This is a genomic window from Kocuria salsicia, from assembly GCF_039532055.1.
Lineage (GTDB): Bacteria > Actinomycetota > Actinomycetes > Actinomycetales > Micrococcaceae > Kocuria > Kocuria salsicia.
The window spans coordinates 277,490-297,594 of sequence record NZ_BAAARF010000003.1 but is presented as its reverse complement, the minus strand read 5'-3'; the positions used below and the strand labels follow the sequence as shown (position 1 = coordinate 297,594).

17 protein-coding genes are annotated in these 20,105 nt (G+C 71.7%); 5 read left to right on the top strand and 12 right to left on the bottom strand.

The window, feature by feature from the left end:
• Nucleotides 1–9: 9 nt before the first annotated feature.
• The 3 genes from ABD264_RS01390 to ABD264_RS01380 form a co-directional block, all read right to left on the bottom strand.
• A complete protein-coding gene (locus ABD264_RS01390) occupies nt 10–1,065 on the bottom strand; it encodes a GTPase Era (protein WP_303105336.1) in 1,056 nt (351 codons plus the stop codon).
• 88 nt (nt 1,066–1,153) lie between these two features.
• Complete coding sequence (gene ybeY, locus ABD264_RS01385) at nt 1,154–1,642, bottom strand: rRNA maturation RNase YbeY (RefSeq protein WP_414672742.1); 489 nt, start codon at nt 1,640–1,642, stop codon at nt 1,154–1,156.
• A gap of 14 nt (nt 1,643–1,656) precedes the next feature.
• Nucleotides 1,657–2,781 (bottom strand): PhoH family protein, encoded by a 1,125-nt coding sequence (locus tag ABD264_RS01380; RefSeq protein ID WP_186367297.1) that lies wholly within the window; start codon nt 2,779–2,781, stop codon nt 1,657–1,659.
• Between the two features lie 290 nt (nt 2,782–3,071).
• Here ABD264_RS01380 and ABD264_RS01375 point away from each other — a divergent pair, with 290 nt between their 5' ends.
• Complete coding sequence (locus ABD264_RS01375; protein ID WP_344203741.1) at nt 3,072–4,001, top strand: GerMN domain-containing protein; 930 nt, start codon at nt 3,072–3,074, stop codon at nt 3,999–4,001.
• Nucleotides 4,002–4,135: 134 nt separating this feature from the next.
• Here ABD264_RS01375 and ABD264_RS01370 read toward each other — a convergent pair whose 3' ends face one another.
• The 3 genes from ABD264_RS01370 to hrcA all read right to left on the bottom strand — a co-directional run bounded on the left by ABD264_RS01370 (nt 4,136) and on the right by hrcA (nt 7,110).
• Nucleotides 4,136–4,891, bottom strand: coding sequence for a 16S rRNA (uracil(1498)-N(3))-methyltransferase (locus ABD264_RS01370; RefSeq protein WP_145010744.1), 756 nt, complete (start codon nt 4,889–4,891; stop codon nt 4,136–4,138).
• Nucleotides 4,888–6,030: a molecular chaperone DnaJ gene (gene dnaJ, locus ABD264_RS01365; protein ID WP_344203739.1), complete on the bottom strand. Its 1,143-nt coding sequence runs from the start codon at nt 6,028–6,030 to the stop codon at nt 4,888–4,890. The genes ABD264_RS01370 and dnaJ overlap by 4 nt, the downstream gene beginning before the upstream one ends.
• Nucleotides 6,031–6,096: 66 nt before the next feature.
• On the bottom strand, nt 6,097–7,110 hold the full coding sequence (gene hrcA, locus ABD264_RS01360) for a heat-inducible transcriptional repressor HrcA (RefSeq protein ID WP_145010747.1): 1,014 nt from the start codon (nt 7,108–7,110) through the stop codon (nt 6,097–6,099).
• 184 nt (nt 7,111–7,294) lie between these two features.
• Between hrcA and ABD264_RS01355 the strand changes: the two genes are divergently transcribed.
• Nucleotides 7,295–8,167 carry a DUF3097 family protein gene (locus ABD264_RS01355; protein ID WP_303105342.1) on the top strand — a complete coding sequence of 291 codons (873 nt, stop codon included), beginning with the start codon at nt 7,295–7,297 and terminating at the stop codon, nt 8,165–8,167.
• A 237-nt stretch (nt 8,168–8,404) separates the two neighbouring features.
• Nucleotides 8,405–8,848, top strand: coding sequence for a DUF4870 domain-containing protein (locus tag ABD264_RS01350; protein ID WP_238694003.1), 444 nt, complete (start codon nt 8,405–8,407; stop codon nt 8,846–8,848).
• Between the two features lie 30 nt (nt 8,849–8,878).
• On the opposite strand, the gene hemW is transcribed toward ABD264_RS01350, so the two are convergent.
• Together hemW and lepA are read right to left on the bottom strand one after the other, a co-directional pair.
• On the bottom strand, nt 8,879–10,123 hold the full coding sequence (gene hemW, locus ABD264_RS01345) for a radical SAM family heme chaperone HemW (protein WP_055084709.1): 1,245 nt from the start codon (nt 10,121–10,123) through the stop codon (nt 8,879–8,881).
• Nucleotides 10,123–11,979: a translation elongation factor 4 gene (gene lepA, locus ABD264_RS01340; protein WP_055084708.1), complete on the bottom strand. Its 1,857-nt coding sequence runs from the start codon at nt 11,977–11,979 to the stop codon at nt 10,123–10,125. Before lepA ends, hemW begins: the two co-directional genes overlap by 1 nt.
• 84 nt (nt 11,980–12,063) lie before the next feature.
• Between lepA and ABD264_RS01335 the strand changes: the two genes are divergently transcribed.
• Together ABD264_RS01335 and rpsT are read left to right on the top strand one after the other, a co-directional pair.
• Nucleotides 12,064–12,663, top strand: coding sequence for a type II toxin-antitoxin system PemK/MazF family toxin (locus tag ABD264_RS01335; RefSeq protein WP_303105347.1), 600 nt, complete (start codon nt 12,064–12,066; stop codon nt 12,661–12,663).
• 290 nt (nt 12,664–12,953) lie between these two features.
• Nucleotides 12,954–13,214: a 30S ribosomal protein S20 gene (gene rpsT / locus ABD264_RS01330; protein ID WP_141269800.1), complete on the top strand. Its 261-nt coding sequence runs from the start codon at nt 12,954–12,956 to the stop codon at nt 13,212–13,214.
• Between the two features lie 259 nt (nt 13,215–13,473).
• Here rpsT and holA read toward each other — a convergent pair whose 3' ends face one another.
• The 4 genes from holA to ABD264_RS01310 form a co-directional block, all read right to left on the bottom strand.
• Entirely contained in the window at nt 13,474–14,487 is a 1,014-nt protein-coding gene (gene holA, locus ABD264_RS01325) for a DNA polymerase III subunit delta (RefSeq protein WP_141269802.1), read from the bottom strand.
• 350 nt (nt 14,488–14,837) lie between these two features.
• Nucleotides 14,838–15,935 (bottom strand): NADH:flavin oxidoreductase/NADH oxidase, encoded by a 1,098-nt coding sequence (locus ABD264_RS01320; protein ID WP_344203724.1) that lies wholly within the window; start codon nt 15,933–15,935, stop codon nt 14,838–14,840.
• Between the two features lie 152 nt (nt 15,936–16,087).
• On the bottom strand, nt 16,088–18,868 hold the full coding sequence (locus tag ABD264_RS01315) for a ComEC/Rec2 family competence protein (RefSeq protein ID WP_344203721.1): 2,781 nt from the start codon (nt 18,866–18,868) through the stop codon (nt 16,088–16,090).
• On the bottom strand, nt 18,865–20,055 hold the full coding sequence (locus ABD264_RS01310; RefSeq protein WP_344203719.1) for a ComEA family DNA-binding protein: 1,191 nt from the start codon (nt 20,053–20,055) through the stop codon (nt 18,865–18,867). Before ABD264_RS01310 ends, ABD264_RS01315 begins: the two co-directional genes overlap by 4 nt.
• Between the last annotated feature and the right edge of the window lie 50 nt (nt 20,056–20,105).

Genomic DNA, 20,105 nt, shown 5'->3' with positions numbered 1-20,105 from the left:
TGGGCGGGGTCAGAATCCCAGCTTGGACAGCTGCTTGGGATCCCGCTGCCACTCCTTGGCGACCTTGACGTGCAGGTCCAGGTAGATGCGCGTGCCCAGCAGTGCCTCGATCTGCTCGCGCGCCTTGGTCCCGATCTCCCGCAGCCGCGCACCGCGCTTGCCGATCACGATGGCCTTCTGCGAGGACCGCTCCACGTACACGCTCGCGTGCACGTCCAGCATGGGGTTCTCGGGCGAGCGGCCTTCCCGTTCGGAGACCTCGTCCACGACCACGGCGAGCGAGTGTGGCAGCTCGTCGTGCACGCCCTCCAGTGCGGCCTCGCGGATCAGCTCGGCCATCATGGTGACCTCTGGCTCGTCCGTGAGGTCACCCTCGGGGTACAGCGGCGGAGAGACCGGCATCAGAGACACGAGCAGCTCTGCCAGCTCATCCATCTGGTAGCCGTCCGTTGCGCTCACGGGGATCACGTGGGCCCAGCCGGCGTCCTGGTCCTCCGTGGCGGGTGCCTTCTCCGACCGGGAGCCTGTGCCGCCCGACGACGCCGCGGCGCGCCGTCGTCGCCGTGCCTCGCGCTGGGCGCGCTCCTCGGACACGACCTCGCGGCCCAGCTCGCTCACGGCGATCAGCTGCTCGGCGAGCCGGTCCTGGGGCACGAGGTCCGCCTTGGTGACGATCGCGACCACGGGGGTGCTGCTCACGGCGGCCACGACCTGCTGGGCGATGAAGCGGTCCCCGGGGCCCACCTTTTGATCCGCGGGAACGCAGAACCCGATGACATCCACCTGGCTCAGGGTCTCCGCGACCACGTCGTTCAGCCGCTGCCCCAGCAGAGTCCGGGGCCGGTGCAGGCCCGGCGTGTCGACGAGGATCAGCTGCCCGTCCGGGCGGTGCACGATGCCTCGGATGGTGTGGCGCGTGGTCTGTGGACGGTTGGACGTGATGGCCACCTTGCGGCCCACCAGAGCGTTGGTCAGGGTGGACTTGCCCACGTTGGGCCTGCCCACGAACACGGCGAAGCCGGCCCGGAAGTCCGCGCCGTGCTCGGCGGTGGTGTCCTGCATCATGGTGTGTCCTCGCTCCTGCGTTCGATCGGGGTGCGCCTGTGGGGACAGCGCGCGGGGTCCTGCGGCTGCCCGGGGTGTGGCACCGGCGTCACGTCATGGTCTCCACGGGGGCATCGCGGCCCAGGAACTCCTCGAGCAGCGCGCGCTGGGCGGCGAACATCCGGGCGCGCTCCTCCTCCTGCGCGTGGTCGTGGCCTAGCAGGTGCAGCAGCGAGTGCGCCGTGAGCAGGCACAGCTCGTCCTGCGTGCTGTGCCCCGCGGCCTGCGCCTGGCGCTGCGCCACGGGCGGGCACAGCACCACGTCCCCGAGGACGCCCAGGCTGGGCTCCTCCGGGGTGCCCTCGCGCAACTCGTCCATGGGGAAGGACATCACGTCCGTGGCACCGGGCAGGTCCAGCCACTGCTCGTGCAGCTCGGCCATGCGCTGTTCGTCCACCACCGCGATCGAGACCTCGGTCTCAGGGTGGAGGTGCCACCGGGTGAAGGCGAGGTCCACGAGGGCCGCCAGCTGGTCCGTGTCCACCGCGCGGTAGCACTCCTCGAACCCTTCGAGCTCCTGCGGTCCGTCCCACGGCAGGTCGAACGAGACGCTCACAGCGCGCCACCCGCCGGCCCCGTGGCCTGGTCCGCTCCTGCTCCGTCGGCCCCAGCTCGCTCACCAGCAGCGCCCGCCCGGTGCACGGCCGCCGCACGGCGGTCCTCCTTGCGGTGCGCGCGCTCCATGCGGTGCCGGTTGGTGGTGTCGAACTGGTCGTAAGCGGCCACGATCTCCCCCACCAGCTCGTGGCGCACCACGTCCTCGGCGGTCAGCTCGCAGAACGCGATGTCGTCGATCTTTCCCAGCACGTGCTGCACCTGACGCAACCCGGACTTCGTGGAGCCCGGCAGGTCCACCTGGGTGACGTCCCCGGTGACCACGATGCGCGAGCCGAAGCCCAGCCGCGTGAGGAACATCTTCATCTGCTCGGGAGTGGTGTTCTGAGCCTCGTCCAGGATCACGAAGGCGTCGTTGAGGGTGCGCCCGCGCATGTAGGCCAGCGGAGCCACCTCGATGGCCCCCGCCTCCATGAGCCGCGGGATGGACTCGGGATCCATCATGTCGTGCAGCGCGTCGTAGAGCGGGCGCAGGTAGGGGTCGATCTTGTCGTTGAGCGAGCCCGGGAGGAAGCCCAGGCGCTCGCCGGCCTCCACCGCGGGGCGCGTGAGGATGATCCGGTTCACCTCCTTGGCCTGCAGCGCGCGCACGGCCTTGGCCATGGCCAGGTAGGTCTTGCCCGTGCCTGCCGGTCCGATTCCGAAGACCACGGTGTGCTCGTCGATCGCGTCCACGTACGTCTTCTGGTTCACCGTCTTGGGGCGGATGGTGCGGCCCCGGGTGGAGAGGATGCTCGTGGACAGTGCGCTCGCCGGGCGCACCTGCTGGGACTCGCGCATCATGCGGGCCACACGCAGCACGGTGCGCTCCGTGATCTCCGTGCCGCGCAGCGCCATCGCCAGCAGCTCCTCGAGCAGGGATGCCGCCAGCCGGGTGTCGAGCACGGGGCCCTCGAGGGCGACATCGAGGTCCCGCACGGTCATGCGCACCGCCGGGAACTCGCCCTCGAGGAGCCTCAGCGTCGAATCCGCCTGGCCCAGGCACCGCACGGCGGTGTCCCGGTCCGGCATGTGCACGGTCACACGGGTACTTTCACTGGGTGCAGCGGTCAGTGGTTTCATCCCCTCGGGTTGTTCTCTCATCGGGCACCAGCCTACCGGTCCCCTCCGACGCGCCGTCCGCCACGGTCCCGGGTTGCAATCGGGTAACGGTCCGCGCCACGGGCTCCCGGAGTTCGCGCGCACCCCCGCCGGTCGGTATCTTGTGAAGCCGTGAAATCATGCCGCCGGTGCCACACCGCGCGGTCCCACCCTCCAGGTTCTGTGTCGGAGAGGTGGGAACACGACGTCGCCGTGGCGCGGTCCCTGACCCCGCACCCGTCACCGAGGGCCCGGAGGAGGGCGAGCACCGCGTGAGACCGCGCCGCCGCGTACCACCGCGCACACCCCGCCGCTGGAGCCTCGCCGCGCTCGCTGTGGTCGCGTCCGTGGCGCTGGCCGGGTGCGGCACGGCCGCGGACCGCCCGGACGACAACTCCGCGGCCGCACCGGGAATCGGCGCGGTACCGGGCACCACGGACGAGGCGCTCGGCGGCGTGGCCACCGAGCAGGCCCCCATCTACTGGGTCGGCACGGGTGACCAGTCCGGCTACCTGTTCCGTGAGTTCCGCAACCCCGAGGACACGAGCACAGCGGACCCGGTGGCACGCGCCGCTGCCATGGTGACCCGTGCCACCCCCATGGACCCCGACTACCGCACGCTGTGGTCCCCCGTGAGCACGGTGGGAACCTCGGTGTCCCCGGACGGCATCATCACCGTGGACCTGCCCGCGGCGGCGTTCGGCACGCAGCTGTCCGAGAAGGACGCCCAGATGGCGCTGCAGCAGATGGTGTACACGGTCTCCGCGGCCGCCGTGACCGCGGGACTTTTGGACGCCTCCACCGCCAAGGAGGTCCGCATCCTGGTGGACGGGCGCACCGGGTTCTCGGCGTTCGGCTCCGTGGACCTCTCCGATCCGCTGACCCGCGACACGTCCCTGGCCGCGCCCGTGTGGCTCATCGACCCCCAGACGGACGCGGACCCCGGCAGTCCCCTGACCGTGTTCCTGCGCGTTCTGCCCGCGGTGCACGACGTCCGCTGGGAGGTCACGCAGGACGAGCGCACAGTGCGCAGCGGCACGGTCGCCGCGGCCTCCCCCGGCTCGGACCCCACTGTCGGCACCGAGCTGCGGACCACCATCGACCTGGACCCGGGCGAGTACACGGTGCGGGTCGCGGGAACAAACGACCAGGGCACCGTGCTCGTGGACGACCACGTGATCACCGTCGCTGCCACGCGCTGAGGCGCATCCGCCGTACGCGGGCGCGCGACGTCGTCGTCATGCCGTCCCGACGAGGCGCGGGTGGCGTCCCCGGCACGCTGCTCCCCCGAGATCCCGGGGTTCGTCCCACCCAGCCCCTCCCGCGGAGGGGGCGCTCAGCCCCAGAGGCCCAGGACAGAGTGCAGCGCGGCCAGGGCGGCCGGCCCGGCGGTGGCCGAGCGCATGACCGTGTCCCCGAGGCGCAGCGTGTGGGCCCCGGCCTCGGTGAGCAGCTGCGTCTCCGCATCGCTGATGCCGCCCTCCGGCCCGACCACCACGGCGATCCGGGTCCGCTCCCGCCAGGCGGTGACGTCGTGCCCGGACCACGCGGTGGAGGCGGTCTCGTGCAGCACGAGCCACAGGGTCTCCGTGTCCTCCGCCACGAGCCGCGCGAGGGCGGCGGTGTCCACCCACTGCTCCCGCCGCGGCCAGTGCGCGCGCCGGGACTGCTTGGCGGCCGCGCACAGGGTGGCGTCCCACTTGGCCATGGTCTTGGCGGCACGGTCCCCGCGCAGCCGCACGATGCTGCGCTCTGCCTGCCACGGGATCACGCAGTCCACACCGAGCTCGGTGGCGGTCTCCGCGGCCTGCAGGTCCCGGTCCCCTTTGGCCAGCGCCTGGACGAGCGTGAGGCGCGGCGCCGGCGGCTCCTCGTGCGCCACGGAGTCCACGGTGACGCTCATGCGGTCCTTCTCCCCCGCGACGAACGTGCACACCGCGCGGGTGCCGCGGCCGTCCACGAGGTCCAGGGACGCGCCCGCGCGCAGCCGGCGAACGGTCACGGCGTGACGGGCCTCGGGGCCGACGACGTCGAGGACCTCGCCGGGGTGCGCCCCGGTGAGGTCCTCGCGGTGGAAGACGGGATTCGTCACAGGTCGTTGAACCGGTCCCGCAGCCGGGAGAAGAACCCGCCGGAGTGGGAGGTGCTCACGGTGGTGCCGTCGTGGGCCTGCTCCTCGCGCAGCTCCGCCAGCCGCTCCACGAGTTCACGCTGCTCGCCGGTGAGGTCCCGAGGCGTCTCGACCTCGAAGTGCACCTGCAGGTCCCCGCGACCCTTGCCGCGCAGGTGGGTGACGCCGAGGTCGTCCAGCGTGATGGTGGCACCGGACTGGGTTCCGGGGACCACGTCCACGCTGCGCGTGCCGTCGAAAGTTTCCAGCGTCACGGTGGTGCCGAGTGCCGCGGCGGTCATGGGGATCCGCAGCCGCGCGTGCAGGTCGTCGCCCTCGCGCACGAACGTGGGGTCCGGGTCCACCTTCAGCTCCACGAAGAGGTCGCCGTTGGGTCCGCCGGCCGTGCCGGCCTCGCCCTGACCGCCCAGGCGGATCCGGTTGCCGGACTGGATGCCGGCGGGGATCTTCACCGTGAGGGGGCGGCGGTCGCGCACGCGGCCCTCGCCGTAGCACTCGTGGCACGGGTGCTCGATCACGGTGCCGAAGCCGTTGCACTGCGAGCAGGGCGCCTGCGTGGTGACCATGCCCAGGATGGACTGCCGCTGGTACTGCATGTGGCCGGAGCCGTGGCACATGGTGCACGTGGTGGGGCTCGTGCCGGGCTGGCAGCACGTCCCCTCGCACGTGGGGCACGTGACCGCGGTGTCGACGGTGATGTCCTTCTCCACTCCGAAAACGGCGTCCTTCAGGGAGATGCGCACGTTGATCAGGGCGTCCTGGCCCTGTCGCGTGCGGGACTGGGGGCCCCGCTGGCCGCCGGAGCCCGCGCCCTGGAAGAACGTCTCAAAGATGTCCGAGAAGCCGAACCCGCTGCCGGGGAAGCCTCCGCCGAAGCCGGTGTCCGTGCCGTTCTCGTTGCCCGTGGCGTCGTACACGCGGCGCTTGTCCGGGTCCGACAGGACGTCGTTGGCGTGCGAGACGCGCTTGAACTCCTCGGCTGCCTCCGGCGAGGGGTTCACGTCCGGGTGCAGCTTGCGGGCCTTCTTGCGATAGGCGCGCTTGATCTCTTCGGTGCTGGCGTCACGGCTCACGCCGAGGGTTTCGTAGTGATCGCTCACGATGTCGTCGCTTCTGCTTTCGTCTCTGGGTCGGTGGTCTGTGCCGGGGCGGCGCCGGGTGGCGCGTCAGTCCCCGAGGTTCTTGGAGAGGTAGCGGGCCACGGCACGCACGGAGGCCATGGTGGTGGGGTAGTCCATGCGCGTGGGGCCCACGACGCCCACCTTGGAGGCGTCCTGCGGGCCGTAGCCGGTGGCCACCACGGCCGCCTCGGCCAGCGGGTCGTCGTACTGCTCGGAGCCGATCCGTACCGCGACGCCGCGCTCGTCCTGCTGCATCTCGGACAACAATCGCAGCAGTGTCACTTGTTCCTCAAGCGCCTCGAGCACCGGGGAGATGCTCTGGGGGAAGTCCCCGCTGAAGCGGGCGAGGTTGGCGGTGCCCGCCCTCACGAGGCGCTGGTCGTCCGAGGCGGCGGCCAGCACTGCCACGGTGTCGGCGACGGCGAGCGCGGCCTCGCGGACCGGGTCTTCCACGGTCTCGGGGAGCTCGGCGACCGCGGCCGGCACGGTCTCCAGTGCCTGACCCAGCACGCGCGCCAGGACGGCGGCGCGCAGCTCGAGCAGGGCGTCCTCGGCAACGGGCGCGGTGAGGGCAACCGTGCGCTGCACCACGCGGCCGCTCGTGGGGATGAGCACCACGAGCAGCGTGTTTCCGCCGACGTCCACGAGCTCCACGTGGCGCACCGTTATCCCGGTGCGCACCGGGTACTGGATGACGGCCACCTGGTGGGTCAGCTGGGCCAGCAGGCGCACGGTGCGCTCCATGGCATCGTCGATGTCGTGGGCGCCGCCCAGGAAGACCTGCACGGCACGGCGCTGCGCAGGCGTGAGGGGCTGCAGCGCGGCGATCTGGTCCACGAACACCCGGTAGCCGCGGTCCGTGGGGATCCGACCTGAACTGGTGTGGGGTGCCACAATGAGACCGTCCTCCTCGAGGGCGGCCATGTCGTTGCGCACGGTGGCGGAGGAGACGGGCAGCCGGTGGCGCTCCACGAGCGCCTTGGAGCCCACGGGCTCGCGGGAGTGGACGTAGTCCTCCACGATGGCCTGCAGGATCTTCGCCCTGCGCGGATGCTCCATGTCTCCCACCTCCCGCTCGCGGATGTCCTCGGGCGCCCGTGCGGCACCCGGTGAACCGGGCCGCGACCAATTTTGGCACTCGAATCGGCACAGTGCTAATTCCGTGAGTCTAGTGGCCCTGCCGCGGACCGGTCCTTTGGTACGCTCGCGGCTGATTCGTCACCCGCGAGCGAGGAGCACCCCCGTGAACACATCCGGCTGGGGCTGGGGCCCGCAGGACCTCGGCAGCCCCGAGGTCTCGCGCCGCTCCCCCGCGGCCCGCGGGCTGCCCGTGGAGTCCGGCATGGTGCTCGAGGACGTCGAGAGCGGGTGGGTGGGCGCCGTGGTGAGCGTGGAGGTCGTGGGCGGCATGCGCGTCGTGGGCCTGGAGGACCGCCACGGCCGAGTCAAGGCCTTCCCCCTCGGTCCCGGTTTCCTGCTTGACGGCGAGCCCGTCCGCCTCACCCCGCCCGCACCTCGCAGTGTCCCGAGCGGGCCCAGAATTACGCGCTCCGGCTCGGTGGCCGTGGAGAACCTGCGCGCCTCGGTGGCCAAGGAGTCCCGCGTGTGGGTCGAGGGCTACCACGACGCCGAGCTCGTGGCGAAGGTCTGGGGCCACGACCTCGCAGTCGAGGGGATCGTCGTGGAGCCGCTGCACGGCATCGACGACCTCCCCGCGGCCATCGCGGAGTTCCACCCCGGCCCGGGCCGTCGTCTCGGGATCCTCGTGGACCACCTGGTCAGCGGGTCCAAGGAGTCGCGGATCGCGGATCGGGCGCTGTCTGTGCCGGGTGCGCGGGGCAACGTGCAGATCCTGGGCCACCCCTACGTGGACATTTGGCAGGCGGTGAAGCCTGCAGCCCTGGGCATCCCCGCGTGGCCCGTGATCCCTCGCGGTGTGGACTGGAAGACCGGGATGGCCAAGGCCCTCGGTATGCCCCACCGCACTCCCCAGGATGTGGGGCGGGCGTGGCAGGCGATCCTCGCCCGCGTGGACAGCTACTCGGACCTGGAGCCCGCACTGCTGGGCCGGGTCGAGGAGCTCATCGACTTCCTCACCGCACCGGACGGCTACTGAGGGGTTTTGGCACGTGGGGCGCCGGATGTGCCGTGTGGGACCCGTTGTCCCGGCCGACGCGGTTGGCGCGGTGGCCCCGGGCTGCCGGTGGCGCGGCGGCGTCGTCCGACATATCCAGGCTCACACGTGATTCCAGACGCACCCCGGTCCGTTTCCAGGAGCGCACCGTAGAATAGGGGGCACCGGGACTCCGATCCACCCCGGTTCGGCTACCGCCCCTGAAAGGGACACCCACCCGTGACTGACGCTGCTCCCACCCCCGCTGCCCCCGCCGCCCGCGCCGCGGGTGAGACCCCGTTCGAGGCCGTGCCCGCCGAGGCCCAGCCCCTGGACGTGAACCAGGACCGCCAGTGGGCCACCGTCGCGCACCTGGGCGGCGTGGTCGGCGCGCTGCCCAGCTACGTGATCCACCGGGTGTTCGGGGACCGCGGCCCGTTCACCGCGCAGGAGTCCCGGGAGGCGCTGAACTTCACGCTGCTGCCGAGTGTCGTGGTGCTGGCAGGCATCGCGCTCTCTCTCGTACCCGTGATCGGCTGGATCTTCTCCGTGGTCGCCGCCGTGACCTGGCTGTGGCTGGCCATCGCCTCCGTGGTCGCGGGCGTGAAGGTCAACCGCGGCGAGCCGCACCAGTATCGCGGCAACACACACCTCTACGACCGGCTCACCACGTCCCGCGGCTGACGCCCGCGCCCACGACTCGCCTCGGGCCGCTCACCAGTCGAGCAGCCGGCGCGTCACGGCGTCGGCCATGAGCCGTCCCGCGTCCGTGAGCACGGCCGTGCCCCGCACTGCGGCAGCACCGTCCAGCCAGCCGTCGGCGATCAGCCCGGCCACCGCTTTCCGGCCCTCCGGCTGCAGCTGCGCGGTCTCCAGACCGTCGCGGATCCGGATGCCGAGCATCACGTCCTCCACGTAGCGCGTCTGCGCGTCCAGCGTCTCCCGGCCCGCCGCGGGTGAGACGCCCTGGCGGACCTTGTTCGTGTAGGGCAGGGGGTGCTTGAGGTTCCACCACCGCACGCCGTCGCTGTGGGAGTGCGCTCCGGGGCCGATGCCCCACCAGTCCTGGTTGCGCCAGTAGGCGAGGTTGTGCGCGCTGCGGTTCTCCAGCGCGCTGCGCCCGTGGGCGTCCCGGGACCAGTTGGAGACCTCGTACCACTCGAAACCCGCTTCGCGGAGCATCGCGTCCGCCAGCGTGTACTTCTCCGCCTGGTCGTCCGGGTCCACCCGGGGGACCTCGCCCCGGCGCATCTGCGCGGCGAGCTTGGTGCCGTCCTCGATGATCAGCGAGTACGCGGACACGTGGTCCGAGTCCATCTCCAGGGCGGCCTCCAGCGAGGTCCGCCAGTCGGCCACGCTCTCCCCCGGGGTGCCGTAGATCAGGTCCACGCTCGTGCCCAGCCCGCGCTCCTTCGCCCAGCCGACGGCGCGCGGCACGTTTGCCGGCGTGTGCGTGCGTTCGAGCACCCTCAGCACGTGCGGCACGGCGGACTGCATCCCGAAGGAAACCCGCGTCACGCCCGCCTCGGCCAGCACGTCGAAGGTCTCCGCCGTGACGGAGTCCGGGTTGGCCTCCACGGTCACCTCGGCGTCCGGTGCGAGCCCGAAGCTCTGACGGGCCTGGCCGAGCATGTTCGCGAGCTCCCGGGCTGGGAGCAGCGTGGGGGTGCCCCCACCGAAGAACACGCTGTGCAGGGCCCGCGGGGGCGCCCCGGCGGCGTCGAGCACTGAACGGGCGAAACGGACCTCTGCCGCGGCGTCGCGGTGGTAGTCGTCCCGGGAGACCCCGTCCCCCAGCTGCTCCATGGTGTAGGTGTTGAAGTCGCAGTAGCCGCAGCGCACCGCGCAGAACGGAACGTGGACGTAGAGGCTCAGGGTGCGGTCCGCGGCGCGGGCCACCGCGCTCGCGGGGAGGGCGCCGTCCGACGGTGCGGGGTCCCCCTCCGGCTGGGCGGGCATTACTTCTTCTTGTCCTTCCCGTTGTCCTCGTCCGAGGACAGCGCGGCCACGAAGGCCTCCTGCGGGACCTCCACGCGGCCGACCATCTTCATGCGCTTCTTGCCCTCCTTCTGCTTCTCGAGCAGCTTGCGCTTGCGGGAGATGTCGCCGCCGTAGCACTTGGAGAGCACGTCCTTGCGGATCGCGCGGATGTTCTCGCGCGCGATGATGCGCGAGCCGATGGCCGCCTGGATGGGGACCTCGTACTGCTGGCGCGGGATCAGCTTCTGCAGCTTGCCCGTCATCAGCACACCGTAGGAGTAGGCCTTGTCCTTGTGGGTGATGGCGCTGAACGCGTCCACCTGTTCACCCTGCAGCAGGATGTCCACCTTCACGAGGTCCGCGGCCTGCTCCCCGTCCGCCTTCCAGTCCAGGGACGCGTAGCCGCGGGTCTTGGACTTGAGCTGGTCGAAGAAGTCGAAGACGATCTCCGCGAGCGGCAACCGGTAGCGCAGCTCCACGCGGTCCTCGGACAGGTAGTCCATGCCCTTCATCTCACCGCGCTTGGACTGGGAGAGCTCCATGACCGCGCCGATGAACTCCGAGGGCACAAGGATCGTCGCGGAGACCATGGGCTCGCGGATCTCCAGGATCCGACCCTCCGGGAACTCGGACGGGTTGGTGACCTCCACCTCGGAGTGGTCCTCGAGCGTCACGTTGTAGGACACGGACGGTGCGGTGGAGATCAGGTCCAGGTTGAACTCGCGCTCCAGACGGTCGCGGGTGATCTCCAGGTGCAGCAGTCCCAGGAAGCCGCAGCGGAAGCCGAAGCCCAGCGCCGTGGACGTCTCGGGCTCGTAGACCAGGGCGGCGTCGTTGAGCTGCAGCTTCTCCAGCGCGTCCCGCAGCACCGGGTAGTCGGAGCCCTCCACCGGGAACAGCCCGGAGAACACCATGGGCTTGGGGTCCTCGTAGCCACCCAGGGAGTCCTCCGCCGGCTTCTGCTGGTTGGTGACCGTGTCGCCCACGCGCGACTGGCGGACGTCCTTCACGCCCGTGATGAGGTAGCCCACCTCCCCCACGCTCAGGCCCTTCGACGGGATCGGCTCGGGCGAGATCACCCCGATCTCCAGCAGCTCGTGCGTGGCGCCGGTGGACATCATCTGGATCCGCTCGCGCGGCACCAGGGTTCCGTCCACCACGCGCACGTAGGTCACCACGCCGCGGTAGGTGTCGTACACGGAGTCGAAGATCATGGCGCGCGACGGCGCGTCCTTCTTTCCCTGCGGCGCGGGCACGTCCCGCACGATGCGGTCCAGCAGCTCCTCCACGCCCTCACCGGTCTTGCCCGAGACCTTCAGGACGTCCTCGGGCTCCACGCCGATCAGGTTGGCAAGCTCCGCGGCGTACTTCTCCGGCTGCGCGGCCGGGAGGTCGATCTTGTTGAGCACCGGGATGATCGTGAGGTCGTTCTCCAGCGCCAGGTACAGGTTCGCCAGCGTCTGCGCCTCGATGCCCTGGGCGGCGTCCACCAGCAGGATGGTGGCCTCGCACGCCGCCAGCGAGCGGGAGACCTCGTACGTGAAGTCCACGTGGCCCGGGGTGTCGATCATGTTCAGCGCGTAGTCCGTGCCGTCCACGTTCCACGGCATGCGCACGGCCTGGGACTTGATGGTGATCCCGCGCTCGCGCTCGATGTCCATGCGGTCCAGGTACTGGGCCTTCATCTGCCGGGGTGTCACCACGCCCGTGGCCTGGAGCATGCGGTCCGCGAGGGTGGACTTGCCGTGGTCGATGTGGGCGATGATGCAGAAGTTCCTGATCACCGAGGGATCGGTCGAGGCAGGTGCCGGTGGATTGACGGCCAACGGTGACACGGGCGGTCCTTTCGTTCTCAGGATGACTCCCCAGTTTCCCATGCCCACGACGATCGGGCGAACCGGTCCCCCTACGATGTCCCCATGGCCGACATCACTCGACTGCTGAACCAGGGGCTGCGCCTCGTCCGCATGTACCAGCGCTACGCGGGCTCCCGCGGTCCCGCCTCCCGCTCGTCTCGCTCCCGGGGCACGACGCCGCCGCCCACCTTCGCCCACGAGAACGGCACCTCGCGCGCCCGGCCGGGCAGGGCGACGTCGTCCCCGGGCACCCGCGCACCCGGCACCTCCGCGCCGTACCCCGGTGACTGGACGGGGCCCGTGAACCCGCGGTGGGCCGCGAAACCGGACGGTCGGCCCGATCCCGGGGAGGTCGTGTGGGCCTGGGTGCCCTACCAGGAGGACCACTCGCACGGGAAGGACCGGCCCGTGCTGATCGTGGACCGGGCCGGCGAGCACCTGCTGTGCGTGATGCTGACCTCCAAGAACCACGACACCGCCCGTCACGACGCCCCCTCCTACGTGGAGGTGGGCGTGGGCGGCTGGGACCGCTCCGGGCGGCCCTCGGAGGCGCGGATCGACCGGATCATCCCGGTGCGGCCGGAGGACGTGCGGCGCGAGGGGGCGGTGCTGGACCGCGCTCGGTTCGAGGCCGTGGCCGCGGAGCTGACGCGGCGGCGCTGAGCCGGGTGGAGTCCTGGTGGCACCGGGGCGGCGCCGGACGCCCGCTCTCGACTCGGTCCGTGCCCGCCCGTGCCGCGGAGCGTCACCCCAGCACGGACCCGGCGGCACACCCCGACGCGGCGCAGCGGGCATCCGCGGCTCTGGTCTGCTAAAGTAGTCCGCTGTGTGTCCGCGCTGGTCGTCGGGCACAGCGGATGGTTGCCACCGAGCATCCCCACTCTCACAACTCAGTCGATGACCATCCGTGAGCCCTCACTGACCTACTTCCGCAATCGTTCTAGGAGTTACACGTGGCCAACATCAAGTCGCAGAAGAAGCGCATCCTCACCAACGAGAAGGCTCGCCTGCGCAACAAATCGTACAAGTCCGAGCTCAAGACGCTCATCCGCAAGGTGGATGCCGCTGTCGAGTCCGGCAACAAGGACGCCGCCGCCGAGACCCTGCGCACCGCGTCCCGCAAGCTCGACAAGGCCGTGTCCAAGGGCGTTCTGCACAAGAACACCGCGGCCAACAAGAAGTCCGGTCTGGCCAAGAAGGTCGCCAAGATCTGAATCGGCTGACACCGTCGCACTGACGGAGCACACGGGCCCGGCACTCCTCGCGAGTACCGGGCCCGTTCTCGTGTGAGGACAGTGTCGTGTCCCGCCAGCGGTCCGTCGGTGCGGAGTCGCTACTCAGCGCCGCCCAGGACTGACCGTTCAGGTCACGGTGGCCCCGTACCCTTGCGCGCGGTGCCGCGGCGTGCGGTTGCACGGTGCCCGCGTTCGCGATCCTCGGTGGCCCCACCGTTGTCGGTGTTGTGGTGCCCGCTCAGCGGTGCCCGGAGGTGGCGATCACCGTGATGGCCCGCTCCACCGCGAAGTACGGGGACCGGGAGGCCCCCTTGACCTGGGCGTCGGCCTCGGCGATGGCCTGCAGCGCCCGGGTGACGTCCTGGGCCGTGAACCGGCGCGCCTCGTTCTGGGCGCGCTCCACCTGCCACGGCGCAGCCCCGACGTCACGGGCGATCTGCCCCGCTCCCCCGCGGGAACCGGCCGTGACGGCGATCAGGCGCATCTTCGAGCCCAGCGTGGCCACCATGGGCACCGGGTCCACCCCGACGTCCACGGCCTGACGCCACAGTTTCAGGGCCTGCTCCGCGTTGCCGGCCACCGCGGCGTCCGCCACCCGGAACGCGGTGACCTCCACGCGGCCGCCGTAGTACTTCTCCACGAGCTCGAGGTCCACGGTCACGGGGCCGTCCGCGATCAGCTGGGCGCACGCGGCAGCCAGCTCGGCGGTGGAGGTGCCGACCGCCGCGGCCAGGGCGCGGGCGGCGTCGGGCTCGATGCGCTTGTTCTGCGCACGGAACTCCGCGAGGACGAACGAGGACTTGTCCCGGTCCGACTTGGGCGGGGCGCAGTCCAGGACGAGGGCCTTCTCCTTGAGGGCGTCCAGCAGCTTCTTGCCGCGGTTCCCGCCGGAGTGCTGCCACAGCACCGTGACGTCCGGATCCGGGTTGGCCACGTAGGCCAGGGCGTCCGCCAGCAGGTGCTCGTTCATGCCCGCGAGCTCCTGGACGCACACGAGCTTGGGGTCGTCGAAGAGGGACGGGCTGGTGACCACGGCGAGCTGGCCCGGCTCGTAGTCCCCGGCCGCGATGTCCGTGACCTCGCAGGAACCCCGTTCCGCACGGATGGTGTCCCGGAGGGTCTCCCTGATGCGCTGCAGGATGTACTCGTCCGAGCCGGAGGCCAGCACGAGCGGCTGAGGAACGGCCTCACGCCAGGAGGTCTGCGGGGCCGTGGGCGCCTGTCGGCGGGAAGACGTGCGTGCCGGGGTCATGGTGCTCCTCGATCGTGGCCGACTGCTCGGGCGACGACGCCGCCCGGGACCGGGTGCGAGCGAGCCCCCTCACCGGAAGGTGCGGGGTCGGGACGCCGACGCTGCGTCCCCATGCTAGCCGTGGGTGCAGACACCCCCGGAGGGTCTGTGCAGGGCGGGAGCCGGCGCAGCCGCGTGCGGCACCGCGGACGCGTGCCGGGGCCGCGTCGTCGTCCCGGGTCCACCCCGACCCTTGCTCGTCGTTCCACTCCGCATCGCAGATCAAGCGGTGTCCCGCGAGCGCCCGGGCTCACGTGCTCGGTGTTCACCGCCGGATCACGCTCGCCTCGTCGTCCGGCGAGCGCCGGGGCTCACCGGGTGCGGGGTGGGCGGCGGTAGGCGCGTTCGTACTGGCCGGGGACGGGGGCGTCGGGGACGCCGAGGGTGTGGGCGGCGGTGAGGGCCGCGTGGGGGTCGCGGAGGGCTTCGCGGCCCATGAGCACCACGTCGGCGAGGCCGGTGGCGATGATCTGCTCGGCCTGCCAGGCGGTGTCGATCATGCCGACGGCGGCCACGGGGACTCCGGCGGTGGTCTTGATCTCGGTGGCGAGGGGCACCTGGTAGCCGGGGCCCACGGGAATCTCGGCGGGCACGTTGGCGGCGGAGGAGACGTCGATGAGGTCCGCGCCGTGCTCGGCGAGCCACCCGGAGACGCGGGAGGTGTCGGCGACCGTGAGCCCGCCCTCGGTCCAGTCGGTGGCGGAGAGGCGCACGAGCAGGGGCATGTCCTCGGGGATCACGTCGCGGACGGCGTCGGTGACGCGCAGCAGCAGCCGGGCGCGGTTCTCCAGGGTGCCGCCGTACTCGTCCGTGCGCTCGTTGCTCAGCGGGGAGAGGAACTCATGGAGGAGGTACCCGTGGGCGCCGTGGAGCTCCACGAAGTCCATGCCGGCCTCCACGGCACGGCGGGCCGAGGCGGCGAACGCGGCCACGACGTCGTCGAGGCCCTGCCCGTCCAGCGCGACTGGCTCGGCGAGCCCCGGGAAGGCGACGGCGGAGGGGCCCACGGTCTGCCAGCCCCCGTTCTGCGGCGCGATGGACCGGCCGGGGTTCTCGAAGCCCCAGGCGGCCTCCGTGCTGGCCTTGCGCCCCGCGTGGGCCAGCTGCACGCCAATGGCCGCGCCCTGCTGGTGGGCGAAGTCCACGATCCGCACGAGGGCGTCCCGCTGCTCGTCGTTCCACAGTCCCAGGTCCCGGGGACTGATCCGGCCCTCGGGCACGACGGCGCTCGCCTCCACGATCACGGCCCCCGCCCCACCGGCGGCGAGCGATCCGTAGTGCACGAGGTGCCAGTCCGTGGGCACGCCGTCCTCCCCGAACGCGGAGTACTGGCACATGGGCGGGATCCACAGCCGGTTGCGGACCGTGAGGCCGCGGAGGGTGAGTGGTTCGAACAGGGTGGAGCGCATGGGAGTCCTTCCATTGGGTGGCACGAGCACGGGGGCGCCGGGGGGCGGGCTCCTGACGACGCACGACCCCGGGGTGACCGGCGCGGATGCCCGGTGTTTCGTGGTGCACAACAGATCTTTCCCTCGCGATATTTCTGCTGGTGCTCCCCGGCTCAGCGCCGTGACACGACCACGCGATCTCCTTCGCGGTGCACCCACAGCGCGCCGTTCTGGTCGGTGCGGGCCACTGCAGCGCCCACCTCCTGCAACGCGGCGACCGTCCCGGGGTGCGGGTGGCCGTAGCTGTTGTCCTCCCCCACGGAGATCACGGCGAGCGCCGGGTGGGTGTCACGAATGATGTCGATGCCGCCGTTGCGGGCGCCGTGGTGGGAGACCTTGAGGACGTCGACCGGGGGTGGGTGTCCGCCGGGGAGGGTGTGCAGCGTACGGCGGTAGCCGTCCGCTTCAAGGTCGCCTGCACTGAGCCAGGTGGTGGTGCCGTCGGGGCCGTCGAGGGTCAGCAGCAGGACGAGGGAGGCGTTGTTCTCGTCCTCGGAGGTGACCTTCCGGTGCGGGGGGCGTGGTGTCGTGCTGCCGCCGGAGCCGCCTGCCCCGGTGCCCGGCGGCGCCGTGCCTGCCGTCGGGGAGCCATCAGGGACAGTGGGCGGAGGTGCGGGGGCGAGAACCTCCACGGTGAGCGGCCCCAGGCGCAGCTGCTCGCCGGGAGCAGGGCGCGTGGCGATGTCCGCCCACTGGCTGAGCTCGTCCGGTGGGATGTCCCCGGCGGCGGAGTACCAGACGCGGTCCACGGCCACGGCCTCGGCGAGCCCCTCCAATCCGGCAACGTGGTCGGCGTGGTCGTGGGTGGCGATCACCGCGTCCAGGTGGGTGACCTCGGCCTGCCGCAAGCACTGGGTCAGTGCCCGGGGGTCGGGGCCGCCGTCCACGAGCACGGCACTGTGCTCCCCCGTGCGGTGCAGCACGGCGTCGCCCTGCCCCACGTCGCACACCACGGACTCCCACGCTGGTGCGGGGCGCAGCCACCACACCACGGCCGTGACGAGCAGCGCCAGCAGTGTGAGGGCCGCGGTGATGGCGAGGGCGCGGCGTCGGAACCGGTGCTCCCGGGCGCGGACGCGCCACACGGCGTCGGGCAGGGGCGGCTCGGCCGGGGTCGAGGTGACCGTGCCTCGGGTGGGTCCGGGGCGACGCATGCGGTGGTCGAGGGCGTGCAGAGCGGCGAGCGCGAGCAGGGTTGCCGCGGTGAGCAGGACGATCCCGGCGATCCCCGGGGGCCAGGGCAGGTGCGCGCCGGGGAGTCCGGCAAAGGTGTCGGCAATGCGGCCGAGCAGGCGCGCGGGGTAGGAGGCGAGGCCCACGGGCAGTCCGGCGGTCCGCTCCCAGGCGGTGAACACGGCGGGGTCGGGTGTGCCGGGCACCAGCAGCTGCAGCACCGGGGTGAGGAGGTGGCCCGCGAGCAGGACGCACACCGCGAGCAGCCCGGCGACAGTCACGACCGGGACGAGCGGGGAGGCCGCCATGTTCGCGGGCAGGCTGTAGAGCGGCAGTGTGGGATTGAGCAGAAGCAGCACGGGCCCGCACCACAGCTGGGCAACCATTGGGACGGCCACGCACACCGCGAGCACCGTGGGCACGCGCATGGCGAGCAGCCGGGTGACAGGGCGGGCGCTGACGACGATGCCCGCCGTCGCCAGCACGGAGAGCACGAACCCGTAGTCGATGGCCAGCTGCGGTTCCACGAGCACGAGCCCCGTCACGGCGGCACACAGCGCGTTGAGGCTCACCCCGGGGCGGCCGGTGAGCATGGACAGCCCTCCCAGGGCGCCCATCACGCCGGCCCGCAGCACGGAGGGGTCCGGTCCCACCAGCACCACGAAACCGGCGAGCGCCGCCAGCCCCGCGAGGACGCACCCGCGGCGCCCCGCTCCGAGCGCGAGAGCGGTGTACCCGGTCAGGGTCATCACGAGCGCACAGTTGGAGCCGGAGACGGCGGTGAGGTGGGTGAGCCCTGTGTCCTTCATGCTCTGGGCCAGCGCGTCGGGCAGCCGGGAGGTGTCCCCCACGGTCATGCCGGGCACGAGTCCCGCACTCACCGCGCCGTGCTCCCCGGCGAGACGGGCGAGGTCCTCGCGGACAGTCGTCGGCAGGCCGTTCCCGTGCTCCTGTTCGTCGCCCTCCCTCGCAGGGGTCGGCGGCGAGGAGCCCCGCAGGGTGAGGTGTGCCGGGTCCGCGGTGGCGGTCACGCTCAGAACGGCGTCGACGCGCTGCCCGACCTCGACAGTGCCCCACGCGGGGTCCGTGGCGAAGACCGTGGCGGCAACGTCCTGTGGCGAGCCGTCCGCGACGGCGATGCGCAGGTCTACGGCCACACCGTGGGACGCCTCCTGCTCCCCCGGCGCCGGTCCTGAGGTGTACGGCGACGGCGCTCCCTGGACGTCTGCCTGAACCCGCACCACCGACCCGGCGGGGTGAGCGGCCAGGAACTCCCGGGCGGGCGCGGTCGCGGCGAGCGCCGTGATGATCCCCGCGGTGCCCGCGATCCCGATGACCACGGGCAGCACGAGCGCGGGCCCGAGCCGACGCCGCGCGCCCGCACCCGCGCCCGCTGACTGTGACGACGTCTGCCCCGGTGCTGGTTGCCCGAGCACCGCACCCGGGAACCGTGGTGACGTGCCCTCGACCTGCTCGCAGCTGCGAGCCCGCTCACAAACACGTGCCCGTTCGCCACGACGAGCCCTCAGGACCCCGGTGCGGAGACGGCGGAAGACGCGGTCCTGGAACCACGCGGGAGCGGACCACGCGAGCGTGAAAACCACGGCGCACACCACCGCACCCCAGGCGGCGGCCACCCAGCCGTCGAGCAGCGTGAGGATCGAGCACACCCACGTGGTCAGGGCCACCGGGAGCAGCCGCAGGTCCCACTGACCCCTCATACCGTGACCAGGGGAAGCAGCGCCTCCAGCATCGCGGGGCCCACACCGCTGACGTCGTCGATCTGCTCGGGTGCGGTGAACGGCCCGTGCTGTGTGCGGAAGTCCTCGATCCGCTGCGCCAGCACCGGCCCCACGCGGGGAAGGGTTTCCAGATCCGCGGCCGTGGCGGTGTTGAGGTTCACCAGCGCCCCACCTGCGGCCGTCCCTCCGGAGCCCTCAGCGAGCGCAGCACCGGCTCCCTCGGAACCGCCGCTCCCCGAACCACCGGAAGCAGCTGCGCCACCTGAAACCGCGGTGCCACCGGAACCGCCCGCTGAACCGCTGCCCGTTGCAGAGGACGAGGACGACGTCGCCCCGCCGGCCTGCTCCGCCGCCAACAGGTCCGCGTTGGCCTTGTTGGGGATCGTGATCTGCGCGCCGTCCTGCACGGGCTGGGCCAGGTTGATCCGGTCTTTCACCGCCACGGAGGTGAATCCCCCAGCGGCCTGCACGGCGTCCATCACGCGGGCACCCGGAGAGAGGGTGACCACGGAGGGGTCCTTGACCTCTCCGACCACGTGCACGGTGAGCACTCCCGTGTCCTGCGCGCGGGCCGTCGACACGTCCGAGGCCTCTGCCCCTCCTGAGCTGGCGTGGGACGTGGCGCTGGCGCGGCCGTGAGTGGACGCGCCCGACGACTCCCCGGTTCTCGCTCCGTCACCTGGCGCCTCGTCGTCGTTCGCCGCCTCCGTTCCCTCGCCAGAGACCGCGGCAGAGGTGACCAGGGCCGCTTCGTCCCCGCGCGAGAGCAGGGAGATCCCACCCAGCGCCACCGCGAGCAGCAGCACCGCACACAGCACCACCACCGCGGGGCGGGAGAGCCGACGCCGCACGAGAACGTCCTCGCGATGCCGGGACCGACCGCCGCCGGCACTGATGTCGGAGTCCTCATCGGGGCCATAAAAATCGTCGGGGGAACCGGTCCGAGGAACCGACCGGGAGCCCGCACCTGTCGGAGTGGAACCGAGACCATCCCGGGCGTCGCCCTGCGTACCCTCCGGGTCGAGGTGGCGCGCGTCCTCTTCCCTGGGCAGCGCCGTCCCACCCGCCGCGCCGGATGTGTCGTCCTCCCCCAGCAGCGCCGCCAACCGCTCGGTGGCCTGGCTGTCCCGAAACCGCCGTCGTCCCCTGAAATCGATGCCGCTCATGCGGCCCACTCCACCCCAACGATCTCGCTGACGTGGGCCGATGCCCCGCC

Coding starts and splice junctions, on each gene's coding strand:
- ABD264_RS01380 (WP_186367297.1), bottom strand. CDS start 2,781: ATGAAACCACTGACCGCTGCACCCAGTGAAAGTACCCGTGTGACCGTG.
- ABD264_RS01310 (WP_344203719.1), bottom strand. CDS start 20,055: ATGAGCGGCATCGATTTCAGGGGACGACGGCGGTTTCGGGACAGCCAG.
- ABD264_RS01320 (WP_344203724.1), bottom strand. CDS start 15,935: ATGCGCTCCACCCTGTTCGAACCACTCACCCTCCGCGGCCTCACGGTC.
- hemW (WP_055084709.1), bottom strand. CDS start 10,123: ATGCCCGCCCAGCCGGAGGGGGACCCCGCACCGTCGGACGGCGCCCTC.
- ABD264_RS01315 (WP_344203721.1), bottom strand. CDS start 18,868: ATGAGGGGTCAGTGGGACCTGCGGCTGCTCCCGGTGGCCCTGACCACG.
- holA (WP_141269802.1), bottom strand. CDS start 14,487: ATGACCCCGGCACGCACGTCTTCCCGCCGACAGGCGCCCACGGCCCCG.
- hrcA (WP_145010747.1), bottom strand. CDS start 7,110: ATGGAGCATCCGCGCAGGGCGAAGATCCTGCAGGCCATCGTGGAGGAC.
- ABD264_RS01390 (WP_303105336.1), bottom strand. CDS start 1,065: ATGATGCAGGACACCACCGCCGAGCACGGCGCGGACTTCCGGGCCGGC.
- ABD264_RS01335 (WP_303105347.1), top strand. CDS start 12,064: ATGGCCGACATCACTCGACTGCTGAACCAGGGGCTGCGCCTCGTCCGC.